At 58.8% G+C, this 17,704-nt stretch carries 15 protein-coding genes; 5 read left to right on the forward strand and 10 right to left on the reverse strand.

The genetic code is table 11. The features are described 5' to 3' along the window. Positions 1-16 precede the first annotated feature (16 nt). The gene (locus EI291_RS15805; RefSeq protein ID WP_125422035.1) at positions 17-1,354 is read right to left on the reverse strand and encodes a serine hydrolase; all 1,338 of its coding nucleotides are present in this window, start codon (positions 1,352-1,354) and stop codon (positions 17-19) included. 172 nt (positions 1,355-1,526) lie between these two features. Between EI291_RS15805 and EI291_RS15810 the strand changes: the two genes are divergently transcribed. Then, positions 1,527-2,426, forward strand: a complete 900-nt coding sequence (locus tag EI291_RS15810; RefSeq protein WP_125422039.1) for a glutamate--tRNA ligase family protein — start codon at positions 1,527-1,529, stop codon at positions 2,424-2,426. Positions 2,427-2,489: 63 nt separating this feature from the next. Here the strand turns inward: EI291_RS15810 and EI291_RS15815 are convergent, their stop codons facing one another. From EI291_RS15815 to nfi, 3 genes are all read right to left on the reverse strand, one after another. Then, complete coding sequence (locus tag EI291_RS15815) at positions 2,490-3,986, reverse strand: RagB/SusD family nutrient uptake outer membrane protein (RefSeq protein ID WP_125422042.1); 1,497 nt, start codon at positions 3,984-3,986, stop codon at positions 2,490-2,492. A 21-nt stretch (positions 3,987-4,007) separates the two neighbouring features. Then, a complete protein-coding gene (locus EI291_RS15820; protein WP_125422045.1) occupies positions 4,008-7,187 on the reverse strand; it encodes a SusC/RagA family TonB-linked outer membrane protein in 3,180 nt (1,059 codons plus the stop codon). A 438-nt stretch (positions 7,188-7,625) separates the two neighbouring features. After that, on the reverse strand, positions 7,626-8,309 hold the full coding sequence (gene nfi / locus EI291_RS15825; protein ID WP_125422048.1) for a deoxyribonuclease V: 684 nt from the start codon (positions 8,307-8,309) through the stop codon (positions 7,626-7,628). A gap of 107 nt (positions 8,310-8,416) precedes the next feature. On the opposite strand from nfi, the gene EI291_RS15830 reads away from it, so the two are divergent. Next, positions 8,417-8,986 carry a DUF1990 family protein gene (locus EI291_RS15830; protein WP_125422051.1) on the forward strand — a complete coding sequence of 190 codons (570 nt, stop codon included), beginning with the start codon at positions 8,417-8,419 and terminating at the stop codon, positions 8,984-8,986. Continuing rightward, on the forward strand, positions 8,979-9,704 hold the full coding sequence (locus EI291_RS15835) for a DUF1990 domain-containing protein (protein WP_125422054.1): 726 nt from the start codon (positions 8,979-8,981) through the stop codon (positions 9,702-9,704). Before EI291_RS15830 ends, EI291_RS15835 begins: the two co-directional genes overlap by 8 nt. Before the next feature lie 68 nt (positions 9,705-9,772). Here EI291_RS15835 and EI291_RS15840 read toward each other — a convergent pair whose 3' ends face one another. Then, a complete protein-coding gene (locus tag EI291_RS15840) occupies positions 9,773-10,435 on the reverse strand; it encodes a cytochrome b/b6 domain-containing protein (protein WP_125422057.1) in 663 nt (220 codons plus the stop codon). 170 nt (positions 10,436-10,605) lie between these two features. On the opposite strand from EI291_RS15840, the gene EI291_RS15845 reads away from it, so the two are divergent. Further along, on the forward strand, positions 10,606-11,646 hold the full coding sequence (locus EI291_RS15845; RefSeq protein WP_125422060.1) for an NAD(P)-dependent alcohol dehydrogenase: 1,041 nt from the start codon (positions 10,606-10,608) through the stop codon (positions 11,644-11,646). Positions 11,647-11,803: 157 nt separating this feature from the next. Here EI291_RS15845 and EI291_RS15850 read toward each other — a convergent pair whose 3' ends face one another. The 4 genes from EI291_RS15850 to EI291_RS15865 form a co-directional block, all read right to left on the reverse strand. Next, the gene (locus tag EI291_RS15850; RefSeq protein ID WP_125422063.1) at positions 11,804-13,351 is read right to left on the reverse strand and encodes a serine hydrolase; all 1,548 of its coding nucleotides are present in this window, start codon (positions 13,349-13,351) and stop codon (positions 11,804-11,806) included. A 262-nt stretch (positions 13,352-13,613) separates the two neighbouring features. Then, positions 13,614-14,198 (reverse strand): hypothetical protein, encoded by a 585-nt coding sequence (locus EI291_RS15855; RefSeq protein ID WP_125422066.1) that lies wholly within the window; start codon positions 14,196-14,198, stop codon positions 13,614-13,616. Positions 14,199-14,316: 118 nt separating this feature from the next. Next, the gene (locus EI291_RS15860) at positions 14,317-14,820 is read right to left on the reverse strand and encodes a hypothetical protein (RefSeq protein ID WP_125422069.1); all 504 of its coding nucleotides are present in this window, start codon (positions 14,818-14,820) and stop codon (positions 14,317-14,319) included. 123 nt (positions 14,821-14,943) lie between these two features. Further along, entirely contained in the window at positions 14,944-16,140 is a 1,197-nt protein-coding gene (locus EI291_RS15865) for a pyridoxal phosphate-dependent aminotransferase (protein ID WP_125422072.1), read from the reverse strand. Between the two features lie 105 nt (positions 16,141-16,245). Here EI291_RS15865 and EI291_RS15870 point away from each other — a divergent pair, with 105 nt between their 5' ends. After that, positions 16,246-16,776, forward strand: coding sequence for a DinB family protein (locus EI291_RS15870; RefSeq protein ID WP_125422075.1), 531 nt, complete (start codon positions 16,246-16,248; stop codon positions 16,774-16,776). Here the strand turns inward: EI291_RS15870 and EI291_RS15875 are convergent. Continuing rightward, positions 16,773-17,651, reverse strand: coding sequence for a glycoside hydrolase family 16 protein (locus EI291_RS15875; RefSeq protein ID WP_125422078.1), 879 nt, complete (start codon positions 17,649-17,651; stop codon positions 16,773-16,775). The genes EI291_RS15870 and EI291_RS15875 overlap by 4 nt on opposite strands. Positions 17,652-17,704 lie beyond the last annotated feature (53 nt).

Raw genomic sequence — 17,704 nt, forward strand, 5'->3', positions numbered from 1 at the left:
CTGAGACGGTAGAAAGTCACGGCACCATCAGCGGCCGGCTACCCTGCGTATGGCCGTCAGGAGTAACCCATTGAAGCAGGTATAGCCCGCCCGGCAAACCGGCAACCGGCAGCAGTATCGTAGTGGCCGCATGCGCCTGCCGGATTACCTGGCCGTGGGCATTCAGCAGGCGTACCGTACCCTGGGCGGCGGCCGGCAGCTGCACGGTAACAGCACTGGTTGCCGGATTGGGGAATACCTGGAAAGCAGCTGGGGTGGCGGCGGCAGTGGTAGCCAGCGGCCGGCATTGCATAGCGGCTATGAGGTACCGCCACAGGTCAGTATCAAAGGAGGAAAGCGCCAGGCGCGGGCTACCCGCCGAAGCACCCTGCCGTACCACTACCAGCCGCAGGCTGGGTACCACATAAATTTTCTGGTCGTTTTTGCCCAATGCTGCCACCATATCGGCGGGGGCGCTGGGCGTGATGTTGCCTGGCAGCACCAATTGCTGCGGCCCCGGCAGCATGTAGGAACTCTGGCCGTTCAGCCACCACAGATAGCCGTAGCTGCGGTTAAAGTTCTGGGAAGGGGTAGTCATCTGCCGGAAATAAGAAGTATCCGTCAGGATAGCAGTACCGTTCCAGCTGCCCCTGGCCAGGGCAAACAGGCCAAAGCGGGCCATATCGCGGGCCCGGCTATAATACACATCCTGCACCCACAGGCCCTGCATCCCAATACGGGAGGCTAGCCGCTGATTGGTATACTGATTGAGTGGCAGCCCACTGGCGCGGGCCAATACTGTCTGAAGTTGGCGGTAAGCCCCGGTATGGTAGGCCCAGCGTGTGCCCGCATCGGTACGGTATAGCAGGCAGCCCGGCGTACTGCTTTCATTGTCGCAGGGGGCGGGTGGGGTATCGTCGAGGCCGGAGGTCATAGTGAGCAGGTGGCGCAGCGTAATCAGCCGTTCCCGCCCCGCCGGGGCCGAAGACCAGCCGCGGCCCAGGAACCGGTTTACGCTGTCCTGCAGCGTCAGTAGCCCATCCTGCCGAGCCAGGCCGGTGAGGGTAGCGGTGAGTGACTTACCCGCCGAAGCCCAGTACCAGACAGAATCCTGGGTAAACGTGCCGTAGTACCGCTCCACCACAATCCGGCCATCTTTCAGGACGATGAATGACTTGGTACCCTTGCGCCCCAGAAAATTCAGCAGAGAATCCAGCTGGGGCTGGCACCAGCCCAGGCTTTGCGGTGAAGTTGTGGCCCAACTACCGGCCGTAGCCGGAGTGGGAGGGAAGTACAGCGGAGTCGGCTGGGCCCGGCCGGGTAAAGCAGGAAGGAGCAACAGCAGCAGTAAAAGCCAGCGTAACGAGTGTTTCATGCGGACAACTGAAAGTGTATAGCGAATATGCTATAGAGGGGCTGGATGTGCGAAAGTTTAAAAAATACTGGCTGAAGATTATCGGCCACGTAGGTTCGGTGGTTGGTAAGCATGCCTCCGCCGTTCATATGCTGCTGGGTTACCAGCTGACGCGTACCTTCGGCCCACTGGTATGCTATTTCCTTCTGCTCCCGTTGTTTCGCGCCTGGCGCCTACGCCCAGTGGGTTTCTGCACCTGGGCAATGCTGTCAACTTTACGCTTACCTGGCTGCTTACGCGCCGGGTGGGCGGAACGCTCCACCTGCGCATCGATGACCTGGACCGGGCCCGGTTTCGGCCGGTATACCTGGAAAATATTTTCCGGACCCTAGAGTGGCTGGGGCTAGATTATGACCAGGGCCCCACCGGCCCCACTGACTTTGAGCGGCATTTCTCCCAGCAGCACCGTCTGCCCGAATACGAAGCGGTACTGCAGGCGGCGCGTGCCGCGCATTCTGAATTGTTTTATGCCTGCCGCTGCTCCCGCACCGAACTGGCCCGCGCGGCCATGCCCGGGGGGCTGTATCCCGGCACCTGCCGTACCGCCACCTGGCCCTTTCAGGCCCCAGAAACGGCCTGGCGGGCCCATGTGCCACCAAATGCAGCCGTTGCCTTCTACGACCTGGCGCAGGGCCCCGTGCAGGTAGCCGTAGCGGACGAGCTGGGAGACTTTATTGTGCGCAAGAAGGATGGTAGCGCCGCGTATCAGGTAGCCTCCGTGGTGGACGATGTCCGGCTGGGCGTAACCCTGATTGTGCGGGGGCTGGACCTATTGCCCAGCACCGCTGCTCAACTGTGGCTGGCTCCGCATCTCCCTGGTCAGGCGGCCTTCGCAGCCACGCAGTTTCTGCATCATGGCTTAGTGCTGAACGAGAAGGGTGAGAAGCTGTCTAAATCAACGCAGGCGGGTTCTCAGCGGGGTATCCGGGAGGAAGCCGGCTCTCCGCAGGTGGTGTACCAGCTGGTTGCGCGCTTGCTTGAACTCGGGCCGGAAGCAGGCAAGTCATTGACTGCGTTGGTGGCGGCAGTTTAGCTGATAAACAAAAAGGTCCTTCAGCATTGCTGAAGGACCTTTTTACTGTAAGCGAGTACGCTACTAGTTGCGCGTCATGGCCCGGTTGGTAGCCAGTTCCGATGATGGAATCGGCCAGATGTAGAGTACATCCGTGGGCTGAACTGCTCCTACCGAGCCTTTACCCGGAATGGGGGCCAACAGGCGCATCAGGTCCTGGTTGCGGATACCCTCGCCCAGGAACTCGATCCGACGCTCCAGCAGAATGGCATCGATGATGGTGAATGAGCTGGTAAAGCTGGCTGCCGTGTACGCGCCTGCTGGATTGGAGCGGGTGCGCACTGCATTCAGCAGCGCCAGTGCCTGCGCGTCAGTGGCACCGGCCGTCCGGGCTCGGGCTTCGGCCAGGTTGAGAAGTACCTCGGCATAGCGGATAACCGGGGCCTTATCGGTGTAAGGTGAGCCAGTGGGATACTTTTTCAGGAATGTTTCGGTTCCGGAAGTAGCAGTCAGGGCAGTGCGGCGAGCATCCGTAGCGGCAAAGCCCGTGTTAGCCAGAATGCCCGTGGGATTCAGGCTATACTCACCGTTGCCGCCGAGAGAGGCAGGCAGGAAGTAGTATGCCAGCTGGTTCTGGGTACCGGGTGGGTCCTGCGCCGTGAAGGGGAAGGACAGAATGCTTTCCGAGGTTTCCTGGGGTGAGGCAAATACGTTGGCTATGGAAGAGTTCAGGGCGTGAGCTACGCCGGTTGTAGCCGTGAAGGGAGCCGTTTTAGTTACAATCTTATCGGCTTCGGTTATCACGTCGTTATACCGGCCCATGCTCAGGTATACCCGGGTTTTCAGGGCTATAGCCGTGTTGCGGTGGGCGCGGGTTACCGTGGGCGAGGGACTGGCCGTGGCATACGTAAGCGGCAGATTCTGCTCTGCATAGTTCAGGTCTTCCAGAATCTGGTCGTATACCTGAGCTACTGTGCTACGTGGCAGGTCGTTGTTGTTTGGTCCGGTTTCTGCCTGCAGGCGTAGGGGCAAGCCGGGCTTGCTGCCGTTACCATCGGCGTAGGGCCGGGCATAGTATTGCAGCAACGAATAATAGCACAGTGCGCGCAGCAGACGGGCTTCACCCCGGTAGTTATTGGCCGTAGCCGCAAACGTGGCGGGGAAAGTAGGGGCTACAAACTTGGAAGCGTTGGCATCCAACCCTGCCAGGAACACGTTAACCTGGTTGATGGCTGCGTATGCCGCGCCCCACATGCTGATAACGTCGTTCTGCGACGCTTCTGTGAGCGTGTGCTGCCATACTGCCGCACCGGTTACCAAGTTAGAAGTCCGGTTCAGGAAGTCGTTGGCCCGAATGTCGCCATATACCTGATAGCGGCCGCCCAGAAAGCTGCCCGACTTCACGTAGGAGTACAGAGAGTTCACCTGCAAACTGATACGGGCCGGCGTATCAAATGCTACAATGTCCGACAGGAAGGTTTTCGGAACCGGATCCAGCAGTTCTTCTTTGCAGGAAATGGCGCTAAGGCCCAGCAAAGCCGTGCAGATGCCGATGGTTACTTTATGCTTAAATGTCTTCATCAGACTACAAGACTTAGAGAATTAAAAACCAATGTTGAAACCGGCCGTGTAGGTACGAGCCTGACCTACCGAGTTGCGGTCTACCCCAGCGCCCAGGTTTGCGCTGCCGTTCGTAGAAATTTCCGGGTCAATGCCGGAGTATTTCGTCAGGAGGGCGGCATTCTGCACCTGAACGTAGAATCGGGCACTACTCACGCCCAGCGAGTTAAGAAGGGTCTGGGGCAGCGTGTAGCCCAATGACACGTTCCGCAGACGGGCAAAATCACCCTTCTCCACGTTTGAGGACATTATCAGCGCTGAGCCGTTCGATACGTTGTCGCCATACACTACGCGCGGCCATTTGGCATTGGGCGCTTCAGGCGTCCAGTGGTCTTTAATATCTACTTCGTTATTCCAGAAGCGCTGATCGTGCAGACCCGCCTTGGTGCCGTTATAGATGTAGTTACCGCCGGAGAACTGGATGAACACTCCCAGATCAAAGTTTTTGTAGCGGAACGTGTTATCGAACCCACCATACCATTTCGGCAACGTGGGGCCATAATAAACACCATCGGCCAACTGCGAGGGGGCGCTGGTGGCTACGCCGTCCAGCGTCGTCCACCCGGTACCGCCGCCCTGATGGTTGTATTGTACTACTGTGCCATCGGCCTTGCGCAACATGCGGCGACCGTTTGCGGGGTTTACGCCCAGCGACGGAACTGCCAAAATTTCACCTACCGAATGACCAACCTCGGTGTAGTTCACGGTTTCCAGGCCGGAAGTGGCTTGGCCAATCCGCTGACCCTCGGTAGCCAGGGCCAGTACCCGGTTTTTTAGGGTGGTAAGGTTGGCATTTACCGACCAGTTGAAGTCGGTTTTGTTGATGGCATTAATCCGCAGGTTCAGTTCGATACCGGTATTCTGCATCGAGCCTACGTTGGCCGGAATGGAGTTATTAGGAATACCCTTGGACGGTGCCTGGGGCACGTTCAGGATCAGACCATCCACCAAGTTCTTGTAGTAGGCTACATCACCTTGAATCCGGTCATCCAGAATACCGAATGCCAGGCCGATGTCGGTCTTCTTACTGGTCTCCCAAGTCAGGTCCTTGTTACCGGCACCGCTGTAGTACAAGTTAGCGTTGGGGCCATACAGACCTGATGAATACGAGGTCAGCGAAGCAAAGTCATCAATGCCTTGGCTGTTGCCTACTTCCCCGTAGCTACCGGTAATTTTGAGGAAGCTAACGGTATTCAGCAAGGACGAATTCTTCCAGAATTCCTCTTCCGATATAGCGTAGCCCAACGAAGCCCCGTAGAAGTTACCCCACTTCTTAGCCCAGGCGGAATACCCGTCGCGGCGGAAGTTGACGGATGCCAGATACTTCTTGTTGAAGTTGTAGTTCAGGCGGCCAAAGTAGGAAAGCAGATAGTTCTCGCCCTGGTAATTGCCGGAAGCGGCAATGTTGGTGAAGTTGCCCTCAAACGTGGTAAAGAACGGGTCAGCCACGCCGGTCCGGTTGGCACCCCACCGGTCAATGGTCGTGTGCTGCTGTTCCGCACCTGCCAGGAACGAGAGGTTGTGCTTTTCGGCCAGCGTCAGATCATACTGGGCCGTATTTTGCCAGTTCCAGCGCTTGTTAGTCCGGTAATAATTCAGAGCCTGCCCGTTGGCGGAATAACCATCACCGGCAATAGGCGTGTAGAAGGCCTGGTCTTCGAAGGCAATATTATAGATACCGTAGGTGGTACGCAGGTTTAGGCCTTTCAGCACTTCCCAGTTGGCGTACACACTACCCTGGATTTCGTTGCCTTCGGAGCGGAAGTAGTTGTTTTCCAAGTCAACTACCGGGTTGTAGTAGCCGGGCAGCAGTGGCGCGCCCGTTGTAGAAGCCGGGTTGGTATTTGCTCCCGGACCGATACCGGCCCCGCTTGTGTTGTAGCTGCCATCGGGGTTGAAGGCGGGTACGTTGGGCGGCAACACCAGCGGCAAGCGGCCCAGACCAGCCGTACCGAATGCGCCGTCGGCTACTGAGCCGGAGTTAGGCGAGGCGTTGCGGGTATTGGAGTAGCCCACACGAGCACCTACGCTAAAGCGTGAGAATACCTTGTGGTCAATATTCAGACGGGCCGAGGCACGCTTGAAGCTGTTTTTCTCCAGCATACCCTTCTGGTCGGTGTAGCCAACCGAAGTATAGTAGGTGGTTTTCTCGGTACCACCGCTGAAGTTCAGGTTATTGGACGAAGAAAACCCGGTACGATAGATATAGTCATACCAGCGGGTATCAACGGGGTTACCGTTGCCATCGAGCGTGGGCTTAAAGCCTTCCACGTTGGTGCCGGGCTGCCCAATGGCAATACGGTTGGCGTTCAAGTTCCGAACGGCCTCGTTTTTGATGGCAATGTAGTCGGCGGCATTCAGCACTTCGTACAAACGCACGGGCTTGCTCCATCCTACCCATGAGTCGAGGGATACTTTACTATTGCCGCGCTTGCCTTTTTTGGTGGTTACCAAAATAACGCCGCCGGCTGCGCGGGAGCCATAAATGGCCGTTGCAGAAGCATCCTTCAACACCTCAACACTCTCAATATCATTGGGGTTGATGTTACTGAGCGGGTTGTTCGGCACGCTGCCTACGGCTGAGCTGTTGCCGCTGTAGGCCGGAATGCCGTCAATTACGAACAGTGGGGCCGAACTCAAGCTAATGGAGTTTACCCCGCGGATACGAATAACGGGCGGGTTGTTCAGTACCCCGTTGGGCGTGGTAATATTCACCCCGGGAGCCTGCCCCTGCAATGCCTGCTCGAAGCTTTGCACAGGTTTGTTGGCAATTTGCGCGGCACTGATGGTCGCAACCGAGCCCGTCAGGTCGCGGCGCGACTGGGTGCCGTAGCCTACTACTACTACCTCATCCAGGCCCGTAGCGCTGGATGTAAGGCTGACATTGATACTGGATTGCCCGGAAATGGCAACCTCCTTGGGGGCATATCCGATGAATGAATAAACGAGCGTAGTCGCTGATTCAGGTACAGATAAAGTATAGCGGCCGTCACTATCGGTGGAGGTGCCTTGCGCGCCACCTTTCACAATAACGGTTACCCCTGGCAGCGCCGCGCCATCACTACCGACTACTCGTCCCGAGATGGACCGGGTTTGTGCCTGCGCACTGATACTGCTTAGGGCCAGTGCTGTCAAAGGCACCAGATGTAAAATTTTTTTCATGCAAACGCAGATGGTTTAATGAATGAACTATGGGCTAATAAACCCACAAATTGCTAACTGAGCAATAAAATTCGGCGAAATTGTGAATTTTCTGTGCGAATTAATGCGGTTTTAATTACAATAAGGTTCATAGTTTGCAATTATTATAAGTAGACGAAGCGAATAATTGAACTTAAAGCAGGTTTGTGAACGATCCAGCAGTTGAATACATACACACTTTCGCCTCTTATACCATTCACGAAACCGTTATACAACGGTTGTTAAGCTAATAATTGGCCTCATAGCGTAACCGCTTTGCTTGTATCTGCTTTCCGAAAGCAGGCGTGGATACTCCGGATAGCTGCACTAGTCAAACAGGTTTGAAAATGCCAAGGCCGCCGGAGCTACCCTTGGCGAAGGGTAGCTCCGGCGGCCTCAGAGCCAAGCTCGGTTTGTACGTTACAACTCTTTCTTAAACTCAGCGGCCCAGTGGTCGGCGAGGCGGGTAGGCTCCGGCAGCTTGTAGCCACGCAGGCAAGCCAGGGTGAGGCGGGTGGCAGTGGGCTGGTCGCAGCGGTGGCCGGGGCTCACAAACAGCGGGTTTATCTTGTCCTTGCTCCGGATGACTTCACCCAACAGCTCGCCCTCTTTGCTGGTAAGTGGAGTGATGCTGCCTTTCGTGAGAGCCGGTTCGGTGTAAATACCTGTGAGCCGTTGTTTGGCTACGCCGAAAGTGGGCACATTTAACTCTACACCTAGGTGGGCGGCAATGCCCATGCGGCGCGGGTGAGCAATACCGTGGCCGTCTACCATAATGATATCGGGCTTTTGCCGGAGTTTTTCATAGGCTAACAGTAGGTTGGGGGCTTCGCGAAAAGCCAGCAGCCCCGGAATATAGGGCAGCGTAACGGGGCTCACGTGGTACACCTTCTCTACAATTTCCAGCGAAGGAAACCGCAGCAGCACAAACACGGACAGTACAGTTTCGGGAGTAGGAAAGGAGGAGTCGCAGCCGGCAATAAGGCGGGGCGGCTGGGTCAACGGTTCCAGCCGGATATGCGTCCGGAGCTCGTCCTGCTGACGGGTTAAATCACGAACCAGCAGCGGATCGGGGGCGGGGCCGGGTGGGCGGTAGTAGGCCATACAGCAACAGGGTAGGTGGAGGAGGGTGTACTGGCAGCCTTGCGGAGAGGTTATAGAACCTGCGGCTACCGGCTACGTTATGCAGGCTATACGAAGGTTTGTTTCCTATGTCGAAGCCCGAACAGCCTGCACACACAGGTAGCGGGCCGTTCTTTGAGCGGCGCTACTGGGTAGATGTGCAGCACCCGCGTCAGAGCGTTGAGGCGCTGCTGGAGCACATCAAATGCCACCTGCCCGATTACTCGCCCGAAAGCCTGGCTGATTTCAGCAAAACCAAAGGCCAGAGTCACTGTCTGCGTGAGGGAGACGAATTCCACGTCAGAATACTGGGTCCGTGGAACGGGGAAGTCCGCGTGACGCAGGTGACAGCTGAAGGCTTTGAGCTGGCCACGCTGGAAAGTCACCCGGAGGCCGGCCGCATCGGGTTCAGCCTGCGCCCGCACCCGTTACTGCCGGATACCGTGCGGTTTGAGATTCACTCCCGGGCCCGCTCCCGCGACGGGCTGGTGGCCTTTACTTACGACACGCTGGGAATGGGCCGGCGGGTGCAGCAGCAAACATGGGAAGCCTTTTGTCAGCGGGTGGCAGAGCGCAGTGGTGGCCTAGCGCTGGTGCCGGTGCAGGTAGAAACCATCAGGCAAACCGAAACCCAAACCGACGTAACGCACGATGCCTAGCAACCCGCCACTATACGAGCTGCAGAAAGCCCGTCTGCAGGCGTATGCCCATGCCGGCTACAACTTCGACCCTGATAAGGCAGCGGACTACACGCCCGCTACCGGCTGGCGCGTGGACGACTACGAAACCGAGTTGCCCGCCGAGGCTCCCGGGCCCGCCGAGCCGCACGGTGCCTGGGCTGCGGCCCGGGAAGTGCTGCGCAACTACACGTTTCCACCTCCCGGCCTCATTACCGGCATCTTTCTGCCCGACCAGCCCCTTGACCAGCGGGTGATGGTACTGCGGGGCCGGTTTCTGCTGTTTACGTTCTGGTTCGGGGTGCGCATTGGGGGCGTAACCGACGAAATCCGCACACTGCCCGATGGCCGCCGGGAGCAGGTGTGGGGTTACAACTACCGCACGCTGGAAGGCCACTTCGAACGGGGCCAGATTGAATTTACAGTGCACAAAGACCTGGCTACCGGCCGGGTGTGGTTTCACATTCACGCCTATTCCCAAACGGGGCACATCGGCAACCCGTTTTACTGGCTGGGCTTCAAGCTGTTCGGTCGAATGCTGCAGAAGCGGTTCGCCAACGAATCGGTTCGGCGGCTGCGGGAGCAGGTAGAGGAGATGCTGCGTAAGGGCTGGGCCAGCCCCGCCGCCGAGCAGGCTCCGCGCATTCGGGCTACATCCTCGCACAAGGATGCCGCTGAGCAATTAGAAGAGAACCGTTGAATATAGAAGGCCCCGCAACCGAGGTTGCGGGGCCTTCTGCGTGTATAAGCTGTGGTAACAGGCAGGTGTTAAGCCTGCTCGGCGGGCTTACCGCCGTTGATCATGCCCGATACGATGCCGGGGGCATCCGTTACCTCAGCGCGGAACACCCCGAAGATGTGCGCTACCACAAAAGCAATAACGGCGTACATGGTTACCTCGTGGATTTCCTTGCACAGGTGCTCAATGGAGCGGAAATAATCTTCGAACACCAGGATGAGGCCAGTCAGCACCATCACGGCCAGTACCACGTAGAAGACCCGGTATGAATAGCGAACCAGCACGCCCTTTTTGGCAGCGGTATCACCTTGCGCTGCCTGGGCTTGCAGATGGGCTATTTTGGCCGCCGTGCGCTGGCTGCCGCGCTGCCGGAAGCTCACTACCACCCGGTAAGCCAGCAGAATGGAAATCAGGATACCAGCCCAGATATGCCAGTCCCAGATGCGGTGGGCCACCACGCTGCTGAGGCCCCGAAGCTGATCGGGGGCCATATTAATGCCTTTTTCGGCCAGCCGCTTACTGAAATCAGGCGCGAGGCCTTTTACTTTCAGCACCACGAACAGGAACAGAATGGTCATGAGCTGAAACAGCACCAGCCCGGAGTTAATCCAGTGCCAGATGCGCACGCCTACAGAGTTACGTTTGGGGCCAGCCGTTACCGGGGAGGAAGCGGAATAGTTGGGGGTTGCCATTGTGCGGAGGGGAATAGGAAAACAGGTTGAGCGGGTAAGGTAAGCGGTAACACCCGGATTTACACAGCAACAGGCCCAGCCACGGGCAATGCCCTAAAACATTCCGGGCGGGCAGCCGGTTGAAGGAGTTCTGTTCTACGATTTCACTTCTCTCTACAACCGCTTTTCTCATGTTAGAAGCCAAAGGCTATGCCGCTCCGGCCGCACATGCTCCCCTCGTTCCGTTTTCTTTTGAGCGCCGCGAAGTAGGAGCCCATGATGTTCGCATCGAAATATTGTTCTGTGGCGTCTGCCACTCCGATGTGCACCAAGTGCGCGACGAGTGGGGCGGCTCGATCTTCCCCATGGTGCCCGGCCACGAAATTGTGGGCCGCGTAACCGAAGTGGGTGCCCATGTGAAAGGCTTCAAGCCTGGCGACCTGGCCGGCGTAGGTTGCATGGTGGACTCCTGCCAGCACTGCGCCGAGTGCAACGACGGCCTGGAGCAGTACTGCGACAATGGCTTTACCGGTACGTACAACGCCATTGGCAAAGACGGCCAGCCCACGTACGGCGGCTACTCCAACAGCATTGTGGTAACGGAGAAATTCGTGCTGCACGTGTCCGAGAAGCTGGACCTGGCCCGCGTGGCTCCGCTGCTGTGCGCTGGCATCACCACTTGGTCGCCGCTGCGCCAGTGGAACGCCAAGGAAGGCGACCGGGTGGCTGTAATGGGCTTGGGTGGCCTGGGCCACATGGCCGTGAAATTCGCCGCCGCCATGGGCTGCGAGGTGACCGTGCTCAGCACTTCGCCTAGCAAAGAGGCTGATGCCCGTGCTTTGGGTGCTCACAAGTTTGTGGTAACCAAGGACCCTGAGGCCATGAAAGGTATCAGCAACTACTTCGACCTGATCATCAACACCGTATCGGCCCCCATGGACCTGACGCCCTACGTGGCCAGCCTGCGCCTCGACGGCACGATGGTACTGCTGGGCGTACCGCCGGAGGCTCCTCAGCTACATGCCTTCAACCTCATTGCCAAGCGCCGCCGCATTGCCGGCTCGCTGATCGGTGGCATTCAGGAAACTCAGGAAATGCTGGATTTCTGCGCCGAGCATAACGTGATGAGCGACGTGGAAATCATCCGCATGGACTACATCAATGAAGCCTACGAGCGGATGATGAAGTCGGACGTGAAGTACCGCTTCGTGCTGGATCTGGCCACTATTTAGGCCAGCCGTCGGCCAGACAGCCTGCTTCCCAAATAAAAACCCGTCTGTTGCCCTTTACGGGGGCGGCAGGCGGGTTTTTATTTGGGAAGCAGGTTGCCAGAACGATGTAGAGACGCGAAGTGTCGCGTTTCGGCGCTGCTGACGAACAGCCGGGCAATTACAGCTTGTTGAATACGTAGGAGTCGTACTCCACGTAGTCGTTCACGCGCAGCTCCACGGTTTTTACGCTGGTGCCGTCCACTACAAACCTGGCGGGCATCACCCCAAACACCAGGTCAGAGTAGGTGGCGCGGAATTCCTGGCCATCCATGTAGTCGAGGGTGGCGGTGAGGCCGGGGTGGTTGGGTATAGTGATGAGCAGCTGCTTGCCCTTCTGGCTGATGCTGATGCGGCCAAACAGCGGGTTTTCGTATTCGCCTACGTAGGCTTTGAGGGGTAGGGGCAGCTTGTTCTTTTTGCTCACCCGGGCCGCCAGTTCTTTAGTGGGGTCGGTTGCGGTGGCTTCGGCCTGCTGCCGGCGTTGCAGGCCCTGGGCGCTACGGTCCACGTAGGGCACGCCTAGGTAGCTGTCGAGCAACTGGTAGCGTAGCAGCTCGAAGAAACTCTGGTTGTCGTTGTTGGTGAGTACGGCAATGCCCAGCCCGGCCTCCGGCACAAAGCACACGTTGCTTACTTGGCCTGATGCGCCACCCGTGTGCCAGAACACCTGCTTGCCGTTGTAGTCGGCGGCTTCCAGGCCCAGGCCGTAGGTGATGAAGTGCGTGGGAAAAACCGGGGATTTTCGGCTGGTAATAACGGTATTGGCGTCGCGGGTTTTGCGCAGGGCGGTCCAGGGAACCACCTGACTGCCCTGGTAGCGGCCACTATCCAGCTGGAACTGCAGCCACTTGGCCAAATCCGTCACGTTGGATACCATGCTGGCCGCCGGAGCCATGTTGTCCCAGTTATCGAACGGCACTTCCGCCAGCGGCCCGAAGGTGTTGGAGTAGGCATGGGCATTGTTAGGCCGTTGCGCAAAGCCCGCTGATGAGACAAAGGTGCTACTCATGCCCAGCGGCTGCAGCAGGTTCTGTTGCACGTAGGTTTCCCAGGTGGTGCCGCCGGTAGCTGCCGGAATTACCTCGCCCGCTGCCACAAAACCGGAGTTGCTGTAGCCGTAGTCGCGCCGGAACTGGCCGCCGGGCTTCATCAGCCGCATGCGCCGCACAATTTCTTTGCGCTCCAGGTTGGATTTGAAAAAGGTGAAGTCGCCCTGGAAGGTTTTGAAGCCGAAGTGGTGGCTCATCAGGTCGCGCACCGTGACCAGCTGCGAGGCCAGCGAGTCGTAGAGCCGGTAATCGGGCAGGTATTTGGTTACTTTCTCATCGAGGTTGATCTTTTTCTCCCCATCGAGCTTGGCCAGGGCCGTGCCCGTGAACAGCTTGGTGTTCGAGGCAATCATGAAGAGCGTGTTGGCATCTACCGGGGCCGGTTTCCCCACCTCACGCACGCCATAGCCTTTCTGCACTACTACTTTTCCATCTTTCACCACCACAATGGCCAGCCCCGGCACCTGCCAGCGCTGCATGCCGCGCCGGATGTAGCTGTCGAGGCTGTCGGTTACAAAGCGGTTGGGAGAGGCGGCGGTTTGGGCAAGTGTATCCGGTACGGCGCTGAGCAGTAAACCAGCGGCCGCCAGCAGACGGGCAAAAGAGGGAAGAAGCATAGGGGAAAAGAAAGAGGAGCAGAAAGCTAGTCAACCGTTCCGGATTAAGCCTACTGTGTAGCTAAAACCCCGATAAGATTTGAAATGCACAGAGCAGCTATGCTAGACAAGCTGTATCTGAAAATCCAAAACGGTCATGCTGAGCCTGTCGAAGCATCTCTACCGCTATGCATGAACCGTTTGACAAAGCGGGAGAGATGCTTCGACAGGCTCAGCATGACGTTCAGCGAGTTGTAAACGACTTTTTCAGACACAACCTGAATCAACCCAGAGCAACCGGGCTTGTTGGGGGCGGGCTGCCGTTGGCTTGGCGCAGCACAAACTGCCGGGTAACAACTGCGCCCAGCAGACCTACGCAGCCCAGGGTAAGCAGGGCAGAGGCCAGGCTGGCGTATTCAGTAGGGCGGTAGGCGGCCACGGCTGCGGCAATACGGCCGGTGGTATCAACCCGCGTAAAGCTGTGGGGCAACGTCAGGTCGGGAGCAGTGTTCAGTTCCTGAAAGTGAATGGGAGCATAGCGCCATCGGCCCGCCTCCCAAACGGCGGCCTGCACCGCCGAAGTACCTTCTGTTTCAATTACCGCCGTTTTAGCGGAGCCCCACATGTACTCGGCCCATCTCACATGCCAGGCACCGGTTTGGTCCTGCGTTAGGTAGTACACCCTGTTGTAGCGGTGTTCCGGGTTATGGATGGTGAACTGGCCGGGGGTAGAAGTCAGGGAGCCAGGGGCACTAAATAGTAGCTTCAATCCGCACAGCGGCAGAAATACCAACATGACCCCAATTGCCGCCGCCCACTTGGCCGGGCCGCTGCGCGGGTGTCGCCACAGCTGGACAAGCAGTGCCAAAATTCCTAAATCGAGGGCTAGAGTTACCATTAACGGAAACCCGGGAATTTGATAAAGCATAGTTAATAGAGCAGATGATAAAGCGCTAACGGGTAGCGTGATGCAATATTTAGTTTTCTCACTCCTTCTCCACCGGGTACTCAAACTCGCCTTCCAGCGTGAAGCGGCGGGCACCGCGGCCGGCCTCGCACACCTGGCAGCGGTAGGTACCGCGCAGCCAGTGTTTCTCGGCATTCACGCCGGTTATGACTACGCTGCCCGTATTCTGGCCGCAGGATTTGGAGTAGGCCGCCACCGGCCCGAAGCGGTAGGAAGCGTCCCGGTTACGGCCGCTCAGAATCTCCTGGAACGTGTAGCTGCCCGCCTGCACCGGAAACCGGTCGATGATGATGGTGAGGCCTTCGCCGTCGGGGTCGTCCTGGCGCACAACATTCAGGCGCAGGGCGTGGTCCGAACTCAGGAAGAAGCGGGAGCTGCTGGTGTCGGCGGCTACCGGCTGGCCGTTGATGCGCAGCGTGAGGTGGCGCACCGAACCGGAAGGCACGGCTGCGCCAGGTACCGGGCGTTTGGGCACAAGGCCGAGGGCGGGCAATAGGAGCAGGAGCGGAAGCAGGCGTTTCATGCGGGAGTAAAGGCAAGAATCAGCCCAGAAGATACGGATTCGGGTGCGGTTAACCTGCGCGGCGCGAAGAATCTGGAAGTACCGCTTCCCGGACTCCACGCGCCGCTCTGGTTTGGAATGCGTTTACTCCTCGCGGCCGGGGTACTGCTGCAACGCCACCGCTAGGCAATCCATGGCTTGGTTGATGACGTGCTGGTTCACCACGTAGGCCATGCGCACCTGCTGGCGGCCCAGGCCGGGCGTGCTGTAAAACCCGGATGCCGGCGAAATCATCAGCGTCTGGCCCTCGTGGCTGAACTCCTCCAGCAGCCACTGCGCAAACCGGTCGGCATCGTCCACAGGCAAATGGGCAATAACGTAGAACGCGCCGCTGGGCGTGGGCACCCGTACGCCGGGCATGGCCCGCAGGCGTTGCAGCATCAGGTCGCGGCGGGCCTGGTACTCGGCTTTGGTATGGTCGAAGTACGTTTCGGGAAGGTCAGCGGCGGCTTCGGCCAGGCGCTGGCCTAGGCCCGGCGGACTCACCCGCAGCTGGGCCAGCTTGAAAAACACGTCGCACAGAGCGTGGTTTTTCGTGACGATGGCCCCGATGCGTGCCCCGCAGGAGCTATACCGCTTCGAGATGGTATCCAGCAGCACAATGTGGTCGTCGGCACCGGTCAGGTGCAGGGCGCTGGTGTATTCGGTATCGTAGCAGAACTCCCGGTACGCCTCATCCGAGAGCAAATACAGCTTATGGCGCAGACAGAGGTCCTTCAACTGCTCCATTTCCTGGCGCGTGTACACGTAGCCGGTGGGGTTGTTGGGGCTGCAAATCAGGATGGCCTTGGTCCGGGGCGTAATTTTCTGCTCAAACGCGCCGATGGGGGGCAGGGCAAAGTTGTCTTCCAGACACGACGTAACCGGCACCACGTGGGTGCCCGTCGCCACGGCAAACGCCGAGTAAGGACCGTAAAACGGCTCGGGCACAATGAACTCGTCGCCGGGGTTGAGGCAGCCCAGCAGCGCAAACGAAATGGCCTCACTACCGCCCGTGGTTACCAGAATATCATCGGCCACCACCGGCAGGCCCAGGCGCTGGTAGTAGTCGGCCAGCTTGGCGCGGTAGCTAGGGTAGCCGGCCGTGGGGCTGTACTCCAGCACCGAAATATGGGCCTGCTGCACCGCCGCCAGCATAGCGGGCGGGGTTTCCACATCGGGCTGGCCAATGTTGAGCGGGTGCACCGTGAGGCCCCGCTGGCGGGCAGCCTCGGCAAAAGGAGTGAGTTTGCGGTAAGGGGAGGGCGGCAGGGCCGCTCCACGCTGAGAAGGTTGCAGCATGGGCTTAAAGTTAGGCCGGGCACCCCGGAAACCTAACCTGGGGCACAGAAAATAGGCTTGCCGGTCGCTCCCGAACTTCCGGCCCGGCCGCGGGTTGAAACAGCTATGACCCACGTTCCTGAACCCGAAGTGTGGCTGCGCGGTCCGCTGCCAGATATTTCGCCTTTGCTGCAACCCATGGCGCACGCCCTGCTGCAGGCCCGCGAGGAGCTGCAGGCCGCCCTGACCGATTTTCCCAACGATCTACTCACGGCCCGGCCGGCCGGGGTGGCATCGGTGGGCTTTCATCTGCGCCACCTCAGCGGCGTGCTGGACCGCATGCAAACGTATGTCCGCCATCAGCCGCTCAGTGCCGCCCAGTTTGTTTCCCTGGCCGCTGAAAAAGATGGACCGGCTACGCCCGACACGGTGGTTGGCCTGCTCAGCCAATTTTCGGCGGCGGTGGAGGCCATGCTGAACACTCTGCGCACCACACCGGAAAGTATGCTGCCGGAGTTCCGGCCGGTGGGGCGGCAGGAGTTGCCCAGTACCGTAATGGGGCTGCTGGTGCACGCCGCCGAACACACCACCCGCCACATGGGCCAGCTACTGGTTACGGCCCGGGTAGTGCGGGCGCTGACCAATGGTGCGCTTTAACGCCGGGCCTTGTACACCTTAATGTAGTCGATGATAAAGGCGCTCTGGCGCTGGCCCGGCACGCCGCCCGGCCAAGTATCCGGCAAGGCGAAGTTGTTGACGGCCTGATTGGCAATGATATCTACCGGGGCAGGGTAGGTAGGAATTTCCGAGGCCGGCACCGTACGCAGCCACTTCCGGTCCAGGTAATAGGTTACGGCTTCCTTGGTCCAGACCACGGAAAACGTGTGGAAGCCCTGCATCAGGTCGGTAGGGCCTGGGTAGGTGTAGCGGAAACCCTTAGCCCGGTACGGGGTTGATTTGGTGCTGTAGTGAATGTTGTTGGACGCCTCGCGCGGGTCACCGCCCTCAAACACGTCAATTTCGGTAGGCCCGGCGTACAGCCAGAACGCTGGCCAGGTACCCAGGCCGCCGCCCAGCTTGCACCGGATTTCAAACAGCCCCAGCTCGAAGCCCCGGTTGCCGGGCCAGCGGGATGTGTCGCCCAGCGCCGTATTGGTAGGAAAGTCAGAGCGCAGGTCAATCCAGCCCGATTCGTAGTGCAACAGCTTGGTGGTGTCGCGGCCATCCGTGGTTTTGAACGGGTAGGTGATGGGGGCCGGCAGGGGACGGGCAATCAGGTGCAGCGTGCCATCGTGCAGTTCCACGTTGCGGCTGTCGTAGTACTGGTCTTCGGTGGGGTTGCCAACCAGCGTCCGTTCGTTGTCGGGCGTGAATTTCCAGGGTGAGCGGGCCTCCATGTCCGCCACGCTGCGGTAGGTATCGAAATCATCCTGAAACACCAGCTGCCAGTTGCGGTAGCGGAGCGGCTTCTGGGCCTGTACCGTGAACTGAACGGTCTGAAGCAGGATAAGCAGGGCAAGCAGCTTCTTCATAAGGATAACGGGAACTGCTGGCTCTAACGCAGAAGAAAGCAGAAAAGGTATTG

This window comes from Hymenobacter rigui (assembly GCF_003944715.1).
Lineage (GTDB): Bacteria > Bacteroidota > Bacteroidia > Cytophagales > Hymenobacteraceae > Hymenobacter > Hymenobacter rigui.

Excerpts from the sequence above, each read along its gene's own strand:
- EI291_RS15805 (WP_125422035.1), bottom strand. The coding sequence starts at position 1,354 with ATGAAACACTCGTTACGCTGGCTTTTACTGCTGCTGTTGCTCCTTCCT.
- EI291_RS15840 (WP_125422057.1), bottom strand. The coding sequence starts at position 10,435 with ATGGCAACCCCCAACTATTCCGCTTCCTCCCCGGTAACGGCTGGCCCC.
- EI291_RS15830 (WP_125422051.1), top strand. The coding sequence starts at position 8,417 with ATGTCGAAGCCCGAACAGCCTGCACACACAGGTAGCGGGCCGTTCTTT.
- EI291_RS15850 (WP_125422063.1), bottom strand. The coding sequence starts at position 13,351 with ATGCTTCTTCCCTCTTTTGCCCGTCTGCTGGCGGCCGCTGGTTTACTG.
- EI291_RS15870 (WP_125422075.1), top strand. The coding sequence starts at position 16,246 with ATGACCCACGTTCCTGAACCCGAAGTGTGGCTGCGCGGTCCGCTGCCA.
- EI291_RS15845 (WP_125422060.1), top strand. The coding sequence starts at position 10,606 with ATGTTAGAAGCCAAAGGCTATGCCGCTCCGGCCGCACATGCTCCCCTC.
- EI291_RS15815 (WP_125422042.1), bottom strand. The coding sequence starts at position 3,986 with ATGAAGACATTTAAGCATAAAGTAACCATCGGCATCTGCACGGCTTTG.
- EI291_RS15860 (WP_125422069.1), bottom strand. The coding sequence starts at position 14,820 with ATGAAACGCCTGCTTCCGCTCCTGCTCCTATTGCCCGCCCTCGGCCTT.
- EI291_RS15865 (WP_125422072.1), bottom strand. The coding sequence starts at position 16,140 with ATGCTGCAACCTTCTCAGCGTGGAGCGGCCCTGCCGCCCTCCCCTTAC.
- EI291_RS15810 (WP_125422039.1), top strand. The coding sequence starts at position 1,527 with ATGCTATTTCCTTCTGCTCCCGTTGTTTCGCGCCTGGCGCCTACGCCC.
- EI291_RS15835 (WP_125422054.1), top strand. The coding sequence starts at position 8,979 with ATGCCTAGCAACCCGCCACTATACGAGCTGCAGAAAGCCCGTCTGCAG.
- EI291_RS15820 (WP_125422045.1), bottom strand. The coding sequence starts at position 7,187 with ATGAAAAAAATTTTACATCTGGTGCCTTTGACAGCACTGGCCCTAAGC.
- EI291_RS15875 (WP_125422078.1), bottom strand. The coding sequence starts at position 17,651 with ATGAAGAAGCTGCTTGCCCTGCTTATCCTGCTTCAGACCGTTCAGTTC.
- nfi (WP_125422048.1), bottom strand. The coding sequence starts at position 8,309 with ATGGCCTACTACCGCCCACCCGGCCCCGCCCCCGATCCGCTGCTGGTT.